The sequence below is a fragment of the Sphingomonas sp. P2_B6 genome (assembly GCF_056404755.1).
This window is the reverse complement of the sequence record NZ_JBFUDK010000002.1, coordinates 45710-63091: the sequence shown is the minus strand read 5'-3', so window position 1 is coordinate 63091 and position 17382 is coordinate 45710. Positions and strand designations below refer to the sequence as shown.

Genomic DNA, 17382 nt, shown 5'->3' with positions numbered 1-17382 from the left:
CCCTGATGGTCGCATTGTTGACGAATGCAGGCACGCCGATCGCCGCCGCGCCGAAAAAGGCCAGGGTTGCGGCGCCCTCCCCCGACAGCCGCGCCGCCGCGCTGGTCAGGCGGATGACCCGCGCGGAGAAGCTGACCCTAGTGTTCGGTTATTTCGGCACCGATTTCCCGTCGAAGAAATTCCTCACGCCCAAGGAATCCCGCGCGGGTTCGGCCGGCTATATCCCCGGCATCCCGCGCCTCGGCATTCCGCCGCAATGGCAGACCGATGCGGGTGTCGGTGTCGCGACCCAGGGCGGCGCGGCGGTGAAGCGCGAGCGGACCGCCCTGCCCTCGGGCCTCGCCACCGCAGCGAGCTGGAACACCGCACTCGCCTTTGCCGGCGGCGCGATGATCGGCAAGGAAGCGCGCAATTCCGGCTTCAACGTGATGCTGGCGGGCGGCGTCAACCTGATGCGCGAGCCGCGCAACGGCCGGAACTTCGAATATGGCGGGGAGGATCCGCTGCTTGCCGGCACGATGGTCGGCGCGCAGATCGCCGGCATCCAGTCGAACCACATCATCTCGACCGTGAAGCATTATGCGATCAACGATCAGGAGACCGAGCGGTTCGGCGGCAATTCGGTGCTGGGCGAAGCGGCGATGCGCACCTCGGACCTGCTCGCCTTCCAGTTCGCGATCGAGCGGTCGAACCCAGGTTCGGTGATGTGCTCCTACAACCGGGTCAACGGCATTTATGCCTGCGAGCATGATTTCCTGCTCGGCCAGGTGCTGCGCAAGGACTGGAAATGGCCGGGCTTTGTCATGTCCGACTGGGGCGCCACGCATAGCACCGCCAAGGCAGTCAAGGCCGGCCTCGATCAGGAATCGGGCTTCCCGTTCGATGATGCGCCCTTTTTCGGCGAACCGCTCGCCAAGGCCATCGCGAGCGGCGCGGTGAGCGAAGCCGAGCTCGATGCGATGGTCACGCGCATCCTGCGCTCGATGATCGCGCACGGCCTGTTCGAGCATCCTGTCGCCGAAGCCCCGATCGACTATGCCGCGCATGCCGTGGTGACGCGGCAGGATGCCGAGGAAGGCACGGTCCTGCTCAAGAATGCCGGCGCCGTCCTGCCGCTCTCGCCTTCGACGAAGCGTATCGCGGTCATCGGCGGCCATGCCGACAAGGGCGTGCTCGCGGGCGGCGGATCGTCTCTGGTCTATCCGCGTGGCGGCAATGCCGTGCCCGGCCTGAAGCCGACGAGCTGGCCCGGCCCGATCATGTATTACCCATCCTCCCCGCTCGCCGCGATCGCGAAGCTGGCGCCGGGTGCGACGGTACGCTTCGCCGACGGCAGCGATCCCGCCGCAGCCGCGGCGTTGGCCCGCGACAGCGACGTGGCGATCGTCTTCGTCACGCAATGGGCCGGCGAATCCTTCGACGTGCCGCTGACCTTGTCCGACAATCAGGACGCGTTGGTGGAGGCGGTCGCCGGCGCGAACCAGAAAACGGTGGTGGTGATGGAAACGGGCGGCCCGGTCCTCACCCCTTGGATCGACCGCGTCGCGGGCGCCTTGGCCGCCTGGTATCCCGGCACGGAGGGCGGCGCGGCAATCGCCAACCTGTTGTTCGGCAAGGTAAATCCGTCGGGCCGCCTGCCCGCGACCTTCCCGCGCAGCCTCGATCAGCTGCCGCACCCCGCCGAGCCCCACAAGGGCGACGTCACGTACAGCGAGGGCGCGGCGATCGGGTACAAATGGTACGATGCGAAGGCCCTCGACCCGCAATTCGCCTTCGGCCACGGGCTTTCCTACACGAACTTCTCCTTTGCCGGGCTCAGTGCGGCGCCATCGGCCAACGGCATCAACGTGCGCTTCACCGTGCGCAACTCCGGCAAGGTGGCGGGCAAGGCCGTGCCCCAGATCTACGTCGCTGGTGCCGGCTGGGAAGCGCCGAAACGGCTTGGCGGCTTCACCAAGGTCGCGCTGGCGCCGGGCGCCTCGAAGCAAGTGACCTTGCAGGTCGATCCACGCCTGCTCGCGACATGGGACCAGGCCGGGCACCAATGGCGCATCGCGGCGGGAAGTTACGATGTTATACTTGGCGCTTCCTCCCGCGATATTGCACAAAAGACACGGATTCGGCTCCCGGCTCGGGTTTTTCCGGTGGGATGGTCGCCACAGTGAGGTGAGCGGCCAAGTATCGACAAAGGTGCGGGCGTCCCCGTCGAAGCAGCGTTCAAGCACGGCTTTGCGCGGCGGCGATTTATGCGACCCACCTGCGAAGGGCCCCGAATCGCGTCCAACAAATACTGCCTTAGTAAAAATTCGGCATCGGCATCGCAGTGATTTCCCGTGCCAGCCGCCCGAGAACCAGTGACATGGCCATTCGGGCCATCGAAAAAACTCGCAAGTAATGAATTTTGCGAGGGGTGTCCTGAGCACTATCGATTCCGCCGAAGCATGGGATCCTGAACCTCGATAAGGCGGACTATGCGACGTTTGAATCATCGACCTCGAGATCGGACCCTATCGCGTCGCCACCCCGTCGCCGAGGCTCTCGCGTTGCGCAGCCCATGTCAGCAAGGCGTCCAGTGCCGGGCACAGCGCCTGACCCCAATCGGTCAGCCCATATTCGACCTTGGGCGGCACTTGATGGTGTACGATACGCCTGACGATGCCATCCCGCTCCATCTGTCGGAGCTGCTGGATGAGCATCTTCTGCGACACGAGCGGGATCGCTCGCTCTAGTTCCGAGAAACGCAGGACGCGCCCACCGAAAAGGTGAAACAGGACGACCAGCTTCCACCGGCCCTCGAGCAGCTTGAGCGCATTCTCAACGCCTTCGGCGGCCGTTTCGCGGGAATATTGCTGCGACATACTTTTTGGTTAGTACCTTACTTTTTCGTGCGTTCTTGTCATCTGGCAGGGTACGGGCGATGTCGCCGGCCCACAAGTTCAGCCGGAGACCGATCATGAGTTTCGACCTTGGCCTGGAAGGCAAGCGCGCGCTGGTCAGCGGCGGAACCAAAGGCGTTGGCGCGGCGGTTGTGCAAAGCCTGCGCGACGCCGGTGTCGGCGTGATTGCCGCTGCGCGGAGCGTCCCCGAGAGCAACGACGATCTCGACTATATCGCCGCCGATCTCATGACGGCCGAAGGATGCGCCGCTCTCGCGGAAGAGGTGCTGTCGCGGTTCGGGGGCGTGGACATCATCGTCAATGTGCTCGGCGGATCGAGCGCCCCTGCAGGCGGCTTTGCCGCGCTCAGCGATGCCGAATGGCTGAAGGAACTCAACCACAATCTCCTGCCTGCCGTGCGGCTCGACCGGGCGCTGCTCCCATCGATGATCGCGCGGGGTTCGGGCGTGATCATTCATGTGACATCGATCCAGCATGAGCTGCCCCTGCCGGAATCGACCACCGCCTATGCGGCGGCCAAGGCCGCTCTTTCGACCTACAGCAAGAGCCTGTCGAAGGAAGTGACGCCCAAAGGCATCCGCGTGGTCCGTGTGTCGCCCGGCTGGGTCGAGACGGACGCCGCCGTCGCGCTGGCCGAACGGCTCGCGAAGGACGCCGGCACTGACTATGAGGGCGGCAAGAAGATCATCATGGACTCACTGGGCGGTATTCCGCTCGGACGCCCGGCCAAGCCATGCGAAGTCGCCGACCTCATCGCCTTCCTTGCGTCGCCGCGCGCCGGCGCGATCAGCGGCACCGAATATGTCATCGATGGCGGGACGGTGCCGACTGCGTGAAACGCGGCTGGCCGGCATCCGCGCCGAGCGGGATGGCCACGGCACGGCACCAAGGGCCGACGGCGCTCCCGGCGTTCCCGCTCAGACTTGCAGCCTGCGCCCTTCCGCGGCACTCCGCCGCGCCAGGGCGATCAGGTTGAGCCCGGTCAGCGCATCCGCCGGATCGACCGGCGGCGGCGCGCCATCGAGGATCGCGTCGGCCACGCCCTCATAATAACGCCGCCAGTCGCCGCGCACCGAGGGCACCAGCTCGGGCTGGCCCTCGGCGACGGTCAGGGTGCCGAACGCTTCGGGCGCTTCCTCGCCATAACCGGCGTCATTGGCGGTCGCGCCGGCGCGCAGCATCGCTTCCTGCGGATCGAGGCCGAACTTCACGAAGCTACCCTTGCTCCCGTGCAGCGCGAAGCGCGGCCGCGGCGCGACGATCAGAGTCGAAGCGGACAGGATCACCCGGCGTTCGCCATAATGCAGGGTCAGCTCGAAATAATCGTCGACCACCACGTCAGCGCGTTGCGCGGCGATGTCGGCGGTGATCGCCTCCGGCGTGCCGAACAATTGCAGCGCCTGGTCGATCAGGTGCGGCCCCAGATCGGCGAGCATGCCCCCGCCCTGCTCCACCGTCGCTTCGCGCCAGCCGGGCTTGATCGCCGGACGGAACCGGTCCCAGCGCAGCTCGGCCAGCATCACTTCGCCCAGCGCACCACCACCGAGCACATCGAGTACCGTCAGGAAATCCGCGTCCCATCGCCGGTTGTGGAACACCGACAGCACCAGCCCGCGCGCGGCCGCCAGCTCGATCAGCGCGACGCCGTCGGCCGGGTCGACCGCGAAGGGCTTGTCGATCACGACATGCTTGCCCACCTCGAGTCCCGCCCTGGCCAGCGGCGCGTGCAGTTCATTGGGCGTGGCGATCACGATCAGGTCGATCGACGGATCGGCGATCAGCGCTTCCGCGGTCGGCACCACCGCGACACCGGGAAAAGCATCGGCGACCTCGTCCACGCGCGAGGTGACGATGGCCGCGAGCTTCAGCCGCTCGACCGCGTCGATCAACGGCGCATGGAAACTCTTGCCGGCCAGCCCGAACCCGATCACCCCCACCTTGATCATCATGTCTCCTCTCGATCAGCCATGCTGCGTCGACAGGATTTTCGGGTCGCTGGCAAGAGAGTGGAGATAGGCGTGACGCTCGGGCGTGCCCGACCGGAGCTTCGACAGATGGTCGCGCTGCTCCTCGGTCAGGCGGAAACGGACATAGCCGAGCGAGGTCAGGCATTTTTCGAGCGTCGATTTCTGCAGCGCGGCGATCTCGCGGAAACGCTGTTCCGGCCGCGCGCCCTGCACAGCCATGGTGATCGCTTCGACCCCCGACATCGGCTGCAACGCGTTCTCGTTGATGTTCGAGGCGAGATTCTCGATCTGGCTCGACGCCCGCACCAGCGCCTTGGCCGCAGGAGTTTCCGACACGTCGAGATAATAGGCCTGGCGCCCGCACAGCACGGCGTCCTCGCGATACTGGTCGAGCGAGACGCCCGCCTTGCCCCAACTCTCCCGCGGCGCGTGCGCTGCATCGGCGGCGGACGACAGCAGAATGGCGCCAAGGGCAACCGGCAACAGGGCACGACGCATTTCCGCTCTCCCGAACAGGCCCGCAAATTGTATCACCTGGCCATCCTCCCCGCAAATCGGCCGCGACCGCCCCGCGATCTTGCCAGCACGGGCCAGATCGTTATCGCTACCATCAGCGATCGAGCCACGACGGCGCCCGACGCGCGGAGAGGAATCGCGATGCGGATTGGCAGGATGATGAAGATCCGCTGGTGGATCATCGGGCTGGTGATGATCGGTACCATCCTGAACTATCTGACGCGCAGCATCATGGGCGTCGCCGCGCCGACCGCGATGTCCGAACTTCATATCAGCACCGAGCAATATAGCTGGATCACCGGGGGCTTTCAGCTCGGCATCATGCTCCAGCCGATCGCCGGCTATATTCTCGACATGATCGGGCTGAAGACCGGCCTCGCGCTGTTCGCCGCAGCCTGGGGCGTGATCACCATGGCGCATGGCCTCGCCACCGGCTGGGTCAGCCTCGCCGGCCTGCGCGCGCTGCTCGGCTTTGCCGAGGGCACCGCGCATCCCGGCGCGCTGAAGGTCATTTCCGAATGGTTTCCGGCGCGCGAGCGCGGCTTTGCCGGCGGCGTCTACAATATCGGCGCGTCGCTCGGCTCAGTGCTGGCGCCGTTGCTGGTGGCAGGTGCGGTCTATGTGTGGGACTGGCGCGGCGCCTTCATCGTCGCCGGCGTGTTCGCGCTGATCTGGGCCGCCTGCTGGCGCCGCCTCTATCATTCGCCCGAGACCCACCCGACCGTCTCGCCCAAGGAAAGGGCCGAGATCCTCGAAGGCCAGGAAACCTATCTCCGCGCCACCGAGGACAAGCCGCCGCTCAGCCGCCTCCTGCGCCGTCGCAACCTGTGGGGCATCGCGCTGCCCCGTTTCCTCGCCGATCCGGTATGGGGCACGCTGACCCTGTGGATGCCGCTCTATCTCACCACCGTCCGCCATTTCGATCTCGGCCAGATCGCGATGTTCGCCGGCCTGCCCTTCATCGCCGCCGATCTCGGCTGCCTTTTCGGCCCCGCCGTGGTGCTATGGCTGCAACGGCGCGGCGTGAGCCTGATCAACGCGCGGCGCGGCGCCTATACGCTCGGCGCGGTGCTGATGACCGGCATGATGTTCGTCGGCCAGGTCGAAAGCGCCGCCGCCGCAGTCGCTTTGCTCTGCCTCGGCGGGTTCGCGCACCAGACCTTGTCGGTCACCTGCATCACCATGGCGTCCGACCTGTTCCCGCGGAACGAAGTGGGCACCGCGGCGGGCATTGCCGGCACCATGGCCAATCTCGGCGTGCTGATCTTCTCGCTTGCCATGGGCCATTTCGTCGAGACGATCGGCTATGGCCCGTTCTTCGTCGCGCTCGGCATCCTCGACCTGTTCGCCGCCGCCGTGATGTGGATTCTCGTCCGCGCCCCCCAACCCCAGAAGGACCCCGAGCCCGCATGATCCGCAATCCCATCCTCCGCGGCTTCAACCCCGACCCGTCGATCGTCCGCGTCGGCGAGGATTGTTATATCGCGACCTCGACCTTCGAATGGTTTCCCGGCGTCCAGATCCACCATTCGCGCGACCTGGCGAACTGGACGCTCGTCGCCCGCCCGCTGGTCCGGGCGAGCCAGCTCGACATGCGCGGCGATCCGGACAGTTGCGGCGTCTGGGCGCCCTGCCTGACGCATGACGGCGACCGGTTTCACCTGATCTACACCGATGTGAAACGCTATGGCCGCACCACCACCGGCGGCGCCTCGGGCGCGTCGCTGCGCGATTTCCACAATTATCTGGTGACCAGCGACACGATCGAGGGCGATTGGTCCGACCCCGTCTATCTCAACAGCAGCGGCTTCGACCCCTCGCTGTTCCACGACGATGACGGCCGCAAATATCTCGTCAACATGCTGTGGGACCATCGGCCCGGCCGCAACCGCTTCGCCGGCATCGTGCTGCAGGAATATGCGCCCGAGGCCAGCGCCCTGGTCGGCGAACCGCGCCTGATCTTCGCAGGCACCCCGCTGGGCCTCACCGAGGCGCCGCATCTCTACAAGCGCGACGGCTTCTATTATCTCATCACCGCCGAAGGCGGCACTGCCTGGAACCACGCCGTCACCATGGCGCGCTCGCGGTCGCTGACCGGCCCCTATGAACTCCACCCCGACACCTATATCCTCAGCGCGCGCGACCGCCCCGATGCGCCGCTGCAGCGCGCAGGCCATGCCGATCTGGTCGAGACCCCCGAGGGCGAGCCCTGGATGGTCTATCTCTGCGGCCGCCCCCTGCCCAATCGCGGCCGCTGCGTGATGGGCCGCGAGACCGCAATCCAGCCAATGCGCTGGGCGGACGATGGCTGGCTCTATACGGCGAGCGGCGACAGCATCCCGGTACTCGACATCCCCATGCCGACGCTCGATGCGCCGACGCTGGCACCCCCTGTACGATCGGACTTCGACGCCGGCGCGCTGCCGATCGACTTCCAGTGGCTCCGCTCGCCCGAGCCGGAAAAGCTGTTCAGCCTCACTGCCCGCCCCGGCCATCTCCGCCTGTTCGGCCGCGAGTCACTGGGCAGCCTGTTCGAACAGGCGCTGGTCGCGCGCCGGCAACAGGCCTTCTGCTATTCGGCGGAAACGGTCGTCGACTTCGCCCCGCAAAGCTACCAGCAAGCGGCCGGCCTGATCTGCTATTATAACGGCTCGAAATATCATTATCTGTTCGTCACCGCCGGTGACGATGGCCGCCGCCAGATCCAGGTCATGTCGGCCCTGCCCGACTCTCCCCAGGGCGACGCCTTTTCGCAAATCCACCCCGTCGCGGCGGAAGGCCGGATCCACCTCCGCGCCGAGGTCGATTACGAACGCCTCCGCTTCGCCTTCCGTATCGAGGGGAACGCCGAGTGGACCTGGCTGCGCGAGCAGTTCGACGCCAGCATCCTGTCCGACGAAGCGAGCGCGCCGGGCCTGCCCAACTTCACCGGGGCGTTCGTGGGGGTCGCGTGTCAGGACACATCCGGCCGGCGGCTGGCGGCGGATATCGACTGGTTCGACTATCGCGAGCGCGCCTATCTCGCGGACTGTACAAAGACCTGATCAGGAGACAGCGCCGTCACAGCCGCCATGTGGTGAGCCGTTTCTGACAGCAGCGGCAGATCCGTTACTGCTCCTTCTTGAACAGGTCCTGGAAGATCAGCGGCCCCCAGATGCGGCCGCGTGCGTGGACCAGCGCGCCACCTTCATTGAGCTTGCCCAGCGCGACGGGGGCGAAGCCGAGTTGCCTGGCCAGGGCCGCCACCGGCGCGACCGCGTCCCCATCGTCGCTCGACAGAAAGACGACCCGGTGCCCGCCCTTGACGACCGGATCGGTGGCCAGGGTGGCCGCGATCAGGTGATTGAACCCTTTCACGAGCCTGGCGCCAGGGAACGCCTTCGCAACGAAGGCAGAGGACGGGAGACCGTCCAGCTCTTCCGGGGGAACGCCGTACGTGTTCGTCGCGTCGATGATGGTCTTGCCGTCCCAGCTCGGCAGGGCCTTCGCAACCTCGCCATGCTCCCCGAACGGGACCGCCAGGATGATCGTGTCGGCCTCGAGCGCATCCTGCAGCGATTTGGCGACGACCATGGGCCCGATCGCCCGAGCCTGCGGCGCCAGTGCCTCGGGCGGCCGGCGGCTCGCGACGGTTACCGCGATGTTCTTGCGGGCGAAGGCGTGGGCGAGCGCCTGGCCGATCTTGCCGAAGCCTATGATTGCATAACTCATGATAGTTCTCCGTTTCGTGTTGATAGTGATTTCTTGGGCCTCAACGGCGCCAGGCCAGCGCGTCAGAGTTGGGCAAGGCCGCCGTCGACGGCGAGTTCGCTGGCGGTCATGAAGCTGCTGTCCGACGACGCGAGAAAGGCAGCCGCCGCCCCGATTTCGGCTGGATCGGCCATGCGCTGGAGCGGCGTCATCGCGGCGAAGGCCTTCTGGCCCTCCTCGCCCAGCGCGTCCTTGGCGAGCTCGGTCGCCGTCGCCCCGGGCGACAGCACGTTTACCCGGATGCCGGTGCCCTTCAGGTCCTCCGCCCAGGTCCGCGCAAGATTGCGCACGGCCGCCTTGCTCGCGCTATAGGCGCTCATTCCCGGGGCACCCGTGGTGCCGGCGCTCGATCCGGTCAGGATGATCGAACCGCCCGCGCTCATCAGCGGCAGCGCCTTCTGGACCGTGAAGATCGTCCCCTTCACATTGGTGTCGAAGGTTTCGTCGATGTGCTCGGCAGTGATCTTGCCGAGCGCAAGCTGGCTTCCCGCCCCGGCATTGGCAAAGACGATGTCGAGGGTTCCGCGCTCGGCCTTCACCGCCGCGTAAAGCCGGTCGAGGTCGGCCAGCTCGGAAACCGAGCCCTCCACCGCGCGGGCATTGCGCCCGAGCGCGGCAATAGCGGCGTCGAGCGCTTCCCGCCGACGGCCGAAGATGAAGACGAAGGCGCCCTCCTCGATGAAGCGCTTCGCAGCGGCAAGGCCGATGCCGGTAGCGCCGCCCGTGATCACGGCGGTCTTTCCATTCAGTCTGTTCATGTCGTGCATCCCTGGCTGGAGCGTTCGGTAACGCCCCCGAGGACCACCAGATGGGGCCGCCGGCATCAGGCGTTCAGTGCAAAAACGCGCACATCGGTGGTGCAAAATTCAACCGGCTGGATGAGCTTTCGCCAACAGCGACGGTTGATTGGGCGCACCCTGCGGTGCAGGATCGCACCATGATCGACTGGGATGACGTTCGCTATTTTCTCGCCGTCGCGCGCGGAGGCTCGGTGCGGGCTGCCGCCGCGCGCCTGGGCGTGAACCACTCGACCGTGYTGCGACGCATCGCCCAGCTCGAGGAGCGCCTWGGGGCRCAGATGTTCGAAAARCTGCCTKCGGGCTATCGCCTGACGGCYGCGGGCGAGGAGGTYCTCGARCTCGCGAACCAGATGGAAGCRTCGTCGCACCARCTGGAGACGCGMRTCTTCGGSCGCGACCAGAGCGTGCGCGGGCTTYTGCGGGTGACGCTGGCGCCGCCCCTCGCSACWCACCTGCTCATGCCGGMCTTCGCCGATTTCGCGCGCCTGCACCCGGACATCGAGATGGAAATCCTGTCGTCCGGCGAGCTGGCAAATCTGACCAACCGCGAGGCTGACGTGGCGATCCGCGTCGTCTACGACCGCAAGACCCTGCCGCTCAATCTTCACGGCCTGACGGGGCCGGAGGTCTTCGGGGCCGTCTATATGTCCCGCGATCGACTGGCCGCATGGCGTGCGGGCGCGCCTGATCCCATGCGGTGGATTGTCATCAGCATGCACGGCATTCCGGACTGGGCCAGCGAGGGGGAGGTTCGCACCACGGGGGCTCCGTTCAGGGTCACGGATGCCGAGGCGCAACTCGCCGCGGCGCGGCAGGGGCTCGGCATCACGACATTGCCGTGCTTCGTCGGAGATGCCGATCCGCTATTGGTGCGGGTACCGGGCACCGACCTGCACCAATATGGCGCGGTTTGGCTTCTCACGCAGGGGGAGACACGCAAGACGAAGCGCGTGCGGCTGTTCACGGAGTTCGTATCCCGCAGGCTCGCCGCCTACGCGCCGCTTCTCGCCGGGCTGTCCATGTCGCGCGACTGACCCCCAGGCCGCGGCGATCCACACCAGCCCGGCTCCTGCGAGGATCTGCGGGAATTTCAACATCGCGGCGCCCGATCCACTGGCGCTTCGCGTCGAATGCGATACCAACGGCCCGCACCACAGCTGAAAGAGATCGAATGCCCGGAGGCCTTGTAGCGCTGCTCGACGATATCGCGATGATCGCGAAGCTGGCCGCGGCCTCGGTGGACGATGTCGCCGGCGCGGCGGGCCGGGCGGGCGTGAAGGCAGCGGGCGTGGTGATCGACGATACCGCGGTCACGCCGCGTTATGTCGTCGGCCTGACGCCGGACCGCGAGTTGCCGATCATCGCCAAGATCGCGATCGGATCGCTGCGCAACAAGCTGTTGTTCCTGCTGCCCGCCGCCCTGCTGCTGAGCAGCTTCGCGCCCTGGGCGATCACGCCGCTGCTGATGATCGGCGGCGCCTATCTCTGCTTCGAGGCGACCGAGAAGATCTTCGAGACGATCGTCGGCGAGCATCACGCCGACGAAGTCGCCGAGATCCACGATCCGGCCGAGCTGGAAAAGCGCCAGGTCGGCGGCGCGATCCGCACCGATTTCATCCTGTCGGCCGAGATCATGGTCATCGCCCTGTCCGACATCCCCGAACAGTCAGTGGTGATGCAGGGCGTGGTGCTGGCCGCCGTCGGCATCGCCATCACCGTGGGTGTCTATGGCGTGGTCGGGCTGATCGTGAAGATGGACGATATCGGCCTGCACCTCGCCCAGCGCAGATCGGCGGGCGTCCGCGCCCTCGGCCGCGGGCTGGTCAAGGCGATGCCGCTGCTGCTCGAGGGCCTGTCGACGCTAGGCGTCGCCGCGATGGCGTGGGTCGGCGGCGGGTTCATCGTACATGGGCTGGAGGAATTCGGCCTCGGCGTGATCTCGCACGGGCTGCACGATGCGGCTGAGGCAGTCGGTCACGCCTCACCGGTGGCGCAGGGTCTGGTCGAATGGCTGGTCGGCGCGCTCGGATCGGCGGTCGTCGGCATGATCGTCGGCGGCGTCATCGTCGCGGTGCTTCACCTGATTCCGCGCAAGGGTGGCCAGGCCGCGAAGACTCATGGCTCAGCGGTCGATCAGAAGGTCCCGCAATAACCCGGCAGGTGCCTCGCCTCCTCGCCATGCGCGATCTCGAGGGCCTTGTTCACTGCCTTTTCGAACCTGTCCGCCACCCTTTTCGCTGGAATCCGTCCACGGAGAAAGTCGGCCCAAAGGAATTCGGCATAGGGCGTGTCGGTCTTGGCATAGCCGCCGGCCTGTCGCACCGCCCCGGCCAGGGAGCGGTACGGATCGTCGACAAGCTTGCCCAGCGAGCGCGGGATGTCGGCGACGTCGCACCTTCTGCCCTTCGCGTCATAGGGGTGGAGCCAGTTGCGATTGTCCATGAAGGTGAGGAATTCCGCCTTGCGCAGATGGCACAGCCTCGCGACCACGCTGACCAGCACATGCTCGACCCCTTCGTCGTGCAGCGCGCGCGCCAGGTGATGATGATCGATCAGCCACGGAACCTGCTTCGGCCCCAGCACCACCGGGATCATGTGGCTGCCGAGGAAATCGGGGCCGTCCGCGGCGACATGCCCCTGCCATTGCCGTCTCTTGCGGTCCACCTCGATCATGCCGACCGTCATCTGCGTCGGGCGCAGCGCGGCGAGCGGAACGGGCTGCAGCCGTGGCTCAAGCAGATTGTACATCGTCGTTCCCTTTTCCCGCCTTCACCGCGCGCACCGCGTCCGCGACACTGAACGAGGCGCCGTTCGCCAGGCGATGGAACCCGGCCGCCACCAGCACGTCGCGAACGCGATCATGCGCCCGCGCAAGCTGCAGGGACAGGCCTTTCGCCGCCAGCAGCTTCTCGAACTCGGCGATCGCCTCCAGTGCGGTGCTGTCGAGATCGTCGCTCTCCTCCAGGCTCAGCACGACATGGGTGTCACCGCTTCTTGCCAGCGCCTTCGCCGCGATGGTGCCGAGCGACTGTTCGGCATTGGCGAAGAACAGCGGCGCATTGGGGCGAAAGATCACCATGCCCTCCACGCCCCTGGCATCGGGATGGCGCGCCCGGTCGACGAAATCATGGCCGCCATCGAGATAGCCCAGTTCGCTCACCACGGGATGGGCGAGCCGGTTGAGCAGCGCCCCGATCGACAGGGCCACCGCGATCAGCATGCCGTCGAGCACCCCGAACAGGATCACGCCGCAAGCCGCCGCGAGCGCGATCCACTGGTCGCGGTCGATCATGAACAACCGCGTGAGCGGCGCGGGCGACAGGGCGTGCGCCAGTGCCGCGACCACCACCGCCGCCAGCAACGGCTGCGGCAGGGCCTCGATCGTCGGGCCGGCCAGCCATGCCGCCGCCGCGAGGGCGATCAGCGCGGTGATCGCGGCGAGCCGGTTCGTCGCGCCGGCGGATTCGGTGGCCGACGCTGCGGAAAAGCCGGCCCCGACCGGCATGCCCTGAGCCAGCGCGGACAACAGGTTCGCGCCGGCCAGCGCACTGAATTCGCGATTGGCGGACAGCGTATCGCCATGGCGCAGCGCGAGCGTTCGCACGGTGCCCCAGCTTTCGGCGAACAGGATCAGCGTCAGCGGGGCAGCGAGTTGCGCGAGGCGCGACCAGCGCGCGAAACTGAAATCCGGCATCGTCCAGGCGGACAGATGGAAATCGATCGGCCCGACCGATGCCACGCCCAGCGCCGGCAGGTCGATCATCCGTGCCGCCGCGACGCCCAGCACCAGGGCGATCAGCGCGGCGGGAAGACGAGTCGTCGCGCGCAGGCCAAGCAGCAGCGCCAGGGCGACCGCCCCGATCGTGAGGCTGGCGAGGTTCGTCCGGCCGAGATTCGCGGCGATGTCGGCCAGCAGGGCCAGGGTGGAGGACGAGACGAGCTTCAGCCCGAGCAGATGCGGCACCTGGCGGATGATGATGTTGATCGCCAGGCCGAAGGCGAAACCGCGCAGCACCGGACGGGCGATGAACGCCGACAGGCTGCCGAGACGAAACAGGGCGATCAGCGCGAATAATATCCCGACGATCGCGGCCATCGCCATCGCCATCGCGCCGCGCTCGGCCGGGCTGCCCGGCAACGTCGCCAGCGCGGCGGCGAGAATGGCGGCCGAGGAGGAGGTCGGCGCGACGATCGCGAAGCGGCTGCGGCCGAGCACCGCATAAGCCGCGCCGCCCGCGAGCGCGGCGAGGATGGCCCGCCCGGGCGTGAACCCGGCGATGCCCGCATAGGCGACGGCCTCGGGCAGCATCAGCCCGGCCACGGAAAGACCGGCCACGACGTTCATGCCGGTCTGCGCGGGGATGCCGAGGATCGTCTTCACGCCGCCATCCTAACGGCGCGCGGAGCGACGCAGCAATCCATTCCGGGGAAGAATGGTCGGGGAGACAGGATTCGAACCTGCGACATCCTGCTCCCAAAGCAGGCGCGCTACCGGACTGCGCCACTCCCCGACGGACGGGTCGCTTAGGCTGGACCGGGGTGCGACGCAAGGCCGCTCGGTCATCCCCGGCCGAACAGGGGCATATTGGTCGCCATGATCGTCATGAAGGGGATGTTCGCGTCGAGCGGCAGTGCCGCCATATGGACGACCGCACGAGCGACATGGCCAACGTCCATCCTCGGCTCGGCTCGGATGCTGCCGTCGGGCTGCGGCACGCCCTGCCCCATCGCCGCACTCATATCGGTCACCGCATTGCCGATATCGATCTGCCCGGCCGCGATGCCCCAGGCGCGGCCATCGAGCGCGATCGACTTGGTCAGGCCGGTGATGGCGTGTTTGCTCGCCGTATAGGGCGCGGAATGGGGTCGCGGCCGGTCGGCCGAGATCGATCCGTTGTTGATGATCCGTCCGCCCTGCGGCGCCTGGCGCTTCATCGCCCGCATCGCCGCACGCGCGCACAGGAAGCTGCCGAGGATGTTGATGTCGAGCAGCGACCGGATCGCCTCGACGTCCAGCTCGTCGAGCGGTACCGGCGGCGCTAAAATGCCGGCATTGTTGAACAACAGGTCGATCCGGCCGAATTCGGCAACCGCCGCGTCGAACAGCGCGTCCACCGACGCCGCATCGGTCACGTCGCACGGTACCGCGAGCATCGACCCGCTGCCCAGCGCCGCCGTTTCGGCAAGCGCCTCGCGCCGCCGCCCGGCCAGCACGACGCGCCACCCGGCCTCGCCCAGGGCGAGCGCCACGGCACGGCCGATGCCGCTTCCTGCGCCCGTCACGATCGCGACCCGATTGTCCATGAACACTCCCCCACTGCGCTGAATGCCTGCGGGAAGTTGGTGGGCCCGGCAGGACTTGAACCCGCAACCTACCCGTTATGAGCGGGCAGCTCTAACCAGTTGAGCTACAGGCCCCACCAAGCCGCTCGTTAGCGGAGGGCGTGCTTGGGTGGCAAGGCCGCCGCGCCGATGAAGGCGCGGATTGACTTGCGATCAGCTAGAAGAAACCCGTCCTGCGCGATCGCCGGGCGCCGCAGGCAGCCGCAACGTCAAAATCTTGTCGCCAATGGTCAGGGTGCCACGCAACTCGATCGCGAGATTGCAGGCCAGCCGCAGCGCAAAGCCAGTGCCGAGCAGCGGCGCGCCCTCGCGGTCGTTATCGATTTCCGCGTCGATCGTCAGCAGCTCGTCACCGGCATAGTCGGCAAGCGCCCCCGGCCGATCGAACACGACCGCGACCACCGCATCGGCATCGCGCATCGCAGCGATGCCGATCCGCTCGCCCTGCCCGCTCGACGCCACCAGCGTCGCGGCGAGCCGGGAGATCAGCCGCCCAACCGCGCGGTCATCGCCGGCAAGGGCGAGGTCGCTGTCGCCGAGATGGAGATCGATCGTCGTGCCGCGCAGCGCCGCCAGCGGCTGGAGTTCGCCCACGACGCGCTCGAGCAACGGCACCAGCGGCACCTCGCCCGGGCGCAGATCGAGCGCCCTGGCGTCGATCCGCGCGGCCATGTCGATATCGTCGATCGCGGTCAGTAGCCTGCTCGCAAGGGCCCTTATCTCGGCCGCATGCGCGCGATAGGCCTCGGATACGGGACCAAGTGTCTGCGATTCGATCATTTCCGCAAAGCCCGCGATGGCGCTGGTCGGCGTGCGCAATTCATGGACGAGCTGGCGCAGCGCATCGGAAGCGGGGTTGGGATCCGGATAGCGCTCGGCCGTCTCGTCGGGGCGCGGACGGCGCGCGGTGCCGCGATAGCCGGTAAAGCGTCCGCTTTCGTGGTCGAACACCGGGATGCCGGTGATCCGCCATGGCCCGGCAGCTTCCGAGTCGCCGCCGATGACGAGCCGCGCATCGGTAAAGCCCGTGCGCTGGCGGAATGCGCCCGCAGCGGCCCCGTCCACCTGCGATTGGCCCTGGATCGCCATCGGATTCAGCGACAGGCCGATCAGCGGCGCGCGGGCGGCGCCTTCGATCCAGCGGACCACGCCCGCCGCGTCGGTCTCGAACCGGAAACCCTGCGCGCGCACCGAGCCGGGCGCGAACAGGTCGGTCTCGACCGGCAGGCGAATCGGCGTGACGGGCGTCTGCTCGCGCCGCTGTCGATAGGCGTCGATACGGGCAACCATCTCGGCGATCTGGAACGTGCCGCTCGCCGCTTCCTTGGGTGCCGGCAGATAGGCGAACTCGATCACATCGGCGCCAGGTTCCGGCGCATCCGCAGCGTCCTTCGCTTCAGCCTCGTCATGGGCAGGCACTTCGGTGACGACCGGCAGACCAGGCGCGATGCTGGCGAATGAAAGCGGCGATTCGCCAACGGGCTCGGCGACCGGCTGATGCGGAACGGCCTCCCATGCGGAATCGACGCTGCCGAAGCTCTCCAGCAGACCCGCCAAGGCCGGCGAGAGGTCGCCGCGATGGCGCAGGACCGCGCGCGCGTCGGGCGCCATGACCGGCAGCATCGCAATCCATTCGTCGTCGCGCAGCCTTGCGCTGCGGAGCAATGGCGCGGCAATGGTCGGCTCGTCTTCGACGAAGAGATGGACGAGCGCGGCGGGCGGGTCTGCACCCTCCGCGCCCCGTGCGCTCGCCGCGCGAACAGAGGGCGGCACGAGCGGGCGAATCGCCTTGAGTCGTTCGATCACGTCAGTCTCGGGCGCGATACGGCGGCGGGCAATCAGATCGACCAGCTGCCGCCAGGCCGATTGCGCGCCGAGCGGGCTTGACATGTCCGCCGAAAGAACCGTTTCGAGGCTGTCGTCGAAGCGCAAAGATCGAATTCCCACCGGTCGCGAGGGCCGCGCCGCGGGACGTGCTTAGACGCCCGGCATGGCCCGCGAAACACCTGTTTTTGACGCGTAGCAATGTGGGACAATTGCGTTCGCCCGCAATTATCTTATGCTGAACGCCGGCCGCTCGCCACAAAGACAGAGCCGGCGGGGAGCTTT

General features: G+C 67.2%; 15 protein-coding genes and 2 tRNA genes. 6 read left to right on the top strand and 11 right to left on the bottom strand.

The window, feature by feature from the left end:
• The first annotated feature begins 5 nt into the window (after window positions 1–5).
• On the top strand, window positions 6–2165 hold the full coding sequence (locus tag AC1DX5_RS02850; RefSeq protein WP_478014082.1) for a beta-glucosidase: 2160 nt from the start codon (window positions 6–8) through the stop codon (window positions 2163–2165).
• Window positions 2166–2507: 342 nt separating this feature from the next.
• Here the strand turns inward: AC1DX5_RS02850 and AC1DX5_RS02845 are convergent, their stop codons facing one another.
• Window positions 2508–2858, bottom strand: coding sequence for a winged helix-turn-helix transcriptional regulator (locus AC1DX5_RS02845; RefSeq protein WP_465173188.1), 351 nt, complete (start codon window positions 2856–2858; stop codon window positions 2508–2510).
• Between the two features lie 95 nt (window positions 2859–2953).
• Between AC1DX5_RS02845 and AC1DX5_RS02840 the strand changes: the two genes are divergently transcribed.
• On the top strand, window positions 2954–3733 hold the full coding sequence (locus tag AC1DX5_RS02840; protein WP_465173187.1) for an SDR family oxidoreductase: 780 nt from the start codon (window positions 2954–2956) through the stop codon (window positions 3731–3733).
• Between the two features lie 81 nt (window positions 3734–3814).
• Here AC1DX5_RS02840 and AC1DX5_RS02835 read toward each other — a convergent pair whose 3' ends face one another.
• Both AC1DX5_RS02835 and AC1DX5_RS02830 read right to left on the bottom strand, forming a co-directional pair.
• Window positions 3815–4846 carry an oxidoreductase gene (locus AC1DX5_RS02835; RefSeq protein ID WP_478014081.1) on the bottom strand — a complete coding sequence of 344 codons (1032 nt, stop codon included), beginning with the start codon at window positions 4844–4846 and terminating at the stop codon, window positions 3815–3817.
• A gap of 12 nt (window positions 4847–4858) precedes the next feature.
• Complete coding sequence (locus AC1DX5_RS02830) at window positions 4859–5362, bottom strand: hypothetical protein (protein ID WP_478014080.1); 504 nt, start codon at window positions 5360–5362, stop codon at window positions 4859–4861.
• A gap of 174 nt (window positions 5363–5536) precedes the next feature.
• On the opposite strand from AC1DX5_RS02830, the gene AC1DX5_RS02825 reads away from it, so the two are divergent.
• Together AC1DX5_RS02825 and AC1DX5_RS02820 are read left to right on the top strand one after the other, a co-directional pair.
• Window positions 5537–6793, top strand: a complete 1257-nt coding sequence (locus tag AC1DX5_RS02825; RefSeq protein ID WP_478014079.1) for an MFS transporter — start codon at window positions 5537–5539, stop codon at window positions 6791–6793.
• On the top strand, window positions 6790–8424 hold the full coding sequence (locus tag AC1DX5_RS02820; protein WP_478014078.1) for a glycoside hydrolase family 43 protein: 1635 nt from the start codon (window positions 6790–6792) through the stop codon (window positions 8422–8424). The genes AC1DX5_RS02825 and AC1DX5_RS02820 overlap by 4 nt, the downstream gene beginning before the upstream one ends.
• A gap of 64 nt (window positions 8425–8488) precedes the next feature.
• Here AC1DX5_RS02820 and AC1DX5_RS02815 read toward each other — a convergent pair whose 3' ends face one another.
• Window positions 8489–9091, bottom strand: a complete 603-nt coding sequence (locus tag AC1DX5_RS02815) for an NADPH-dependent F420 reductase (protein ID WP_478014077.1) — start codon at window positions 9089–9091, stop codon at window positions 8489–8491.
• Between the two features lie 62 nt (window positions 9092–9153).
• Window positions 9154–9888 carry an SDR family NAD(P)-dependent oxidoreductase gene (locus AC1DX5_RS02810; protein WP_478014076.1) on the bottom strand — a complete coding sequence of 245 codons (735 nt, stop codon included), beginning with the start codon at window positions 9886–9888 and terminating at the stop codon, window positions 9154–9156.
• A gap of 50 nt (window positions 9889–9938) precedes the next feature.
• On the opposite strand from AC1DX5_RS02810, the gene AC1DX5_RS02805 reads away from it, so the two are divergent.
• Complete coding sequence (locus AC1DX5_RS02805) at window positions 9939–10964, top strand: LysR family transcriptional regulator (RefSeq protein WP_478014075.1); 1026 nt, start codon at window positions 9939–9941, stop codon at window positions 10962–10964.
• Window positions 10965–11101: 137 nt separating this feature from the next.
• Complete coding sequence (locus tag AC1DX5_RS02800; protein WP_478014074.1) at window positions 11102–12082, top strand: DUF808 domain-containing protein; 981 nt, start codon at window positions 11102–11104, stop codon at window positions 12080–12082.
• On the opposite strand, the gene AC1DX5_RS02795 is transcribed toward AC1DX5_RS02800, so the two are convergent.
• The 6 genes from AC1DX5_RS02795 to AC1DX5_RS02770 form a co-directional block, all read right to left on the bottom strand.
• The gene (locus tag AC1DX5_RS02795; RefSeq protein WP_465176604.1) at window positions 12064–12678 is read right to left on the bottom strand and encodes a ParB-like protein; all 615 of its coding nucleotides are present in this window, start codon (window positions 12676–12678) and stop codon (window positions 12064–12066) included. The genes AC1DX5_RS02800 and AC1DX5_RS02795 overlap by 19 nt on opposite strands.
• Window positions 12662–14311, bottom strand: coding sequence for a SulP family inorganic anion transporter (locus AC1DX5_RS02790; RefSeq protein WP_465176603.1), 1650 nt, complete (start codon window positions 14309–14311; stop codon window positions 12662–12664). The genes AC1DX5_RS02795 and AC1DX5_RS02790 overlap by 17 nt, the downstream gene beginning before the upstream one ends.
• Before the next feature lie 53 nt (window positions 14312–14364).
• Window positions 14365–14441, bottom strand: a tRNA-Pro gene (locus AC1DX5_RS02785).
• Window positions 14442–14490: 49 nt separating this feature from the next.
• A complete protein-coding gene (locus AC1DX5_RS02780) occupies window positions 14491–15234 on the bottom strand; it encodes an SDR family oxidoreductase (protein ID WP_478014073.1) in 744 nt (247 codons plus the stop codon).
• Window positions 15235–15271: 37 nt separating this feature from the next.
• Window positions 15272–15348 (bottom strand) — tRNA-Ile (locus AC1DX5_RS02775).
• Window positions 15349–15426: 78 nt separating this feature from the next.
• Window positions 15427–17163 carry an ATP-binding protein gene (locus AC1DX5_RS02770; protein WP_465176596.1) on the bottom strand — a complete coding sequence of 579 codons (1737 nt, stop codon included), beginning with the start codon at window positions 17161–17163 and terminating at the stop codon, window positions 15427–15429.
• Window positions 17164–17382 lie beyond the last annotated feature (219 nt).

Coding starts and splice junctions, on each gene's coding strand:
- AC1DX5_RS02840 (WP_465173187.1), top strand. CDS start 2,954: ATGAGTTTCGACCTTGGCCTGGAAGGCAAGCGCGCGCTGGTCAGCGGC.
- AC1DX5_RS02815 (WP_478014077.1), bottom strand. CDS start 9,091: ATGAGTTATGCAATCATAGGCTTCGGCAAGATCGGCCAGGCGCTCGCC.
- AC1DX5_RS02800 (WP_478014074.1), top strand. CDS start 11,102: ATGCCCGGAGGCCTTGTAGCGCTGCTCGACGATATCGCGATGATCGCG.
- AC1DX5_RS02780 (WP_478014073.1), bottom strand. CDS start 15,234: ATGGACAATCGGGTCGCGATCGTGACGGGCGCAGGAAGCGGCATCGGC.
- AC1DX5_RS02835 (WP_478014081.1), bottom strand. CDS start 4,846: ATGATGATCAAGGTGGGGGTGATCGGGTTCGGGCTGGCCGGCAAGAGT.
- AC1DX5_RS02845 (WP_465173188.1), bottom strand. CDS start 2,858: ATGTCGCAGCAATATTCCCGCGAAACGGCCGCCGAAGGCGTTGAGAAT.
- AC1DX5_RS02820 (WP_478014078.1), top strand. CDS start 6,790: ATGATCCGCAATCCCATCCTCCGCGGCTTCAACCCCGACCCGTCGATC.
- AC1DX5_RS02830 (WP_478014080.1), bottom strand. CDS start 5,362: ATGCGTCGTGCCCTGTTGCCGGTTGCCCTTGGCGCCATTCTGCTGTCG.
- AC1DX5_RS02810 (WP_478014076.1), bottom strand. CDS start 9,888: ATGAACAGACTGAATGGAAAGACCGCCGTGATCACGGGCGGCGCTACC.
- AC1DX5_RS02770 (WP_465176596.1), bottom strand. CDS start 17,163: ATGTCAAGCCCGCTCGGCGCGCAATCGGCCTGGCGGCAGCTGGTCGAT.
- AC1DX5_RS02850 (WP_478014082.1), top strand. CDS start 6: ATGGTCGCATTGTTGACGAATGCAGGCACGCCGATCGCCGCCGCGCCG.
- AC1DX5_RS02795 (WP_465176604.1), bottom strand. CDS start 12,678: ATGTACAATCTGCTTGAGCCACGGCTGCAGCCCGTTCCGCTCGCCGCG.
- AC1DX5_RS02825 (WP_478014079.1), top strand. CDS start 5,537: ATGATGAAGATCCGCTGGTGGATCATCGGGCTGGTGATGATCGGTACC.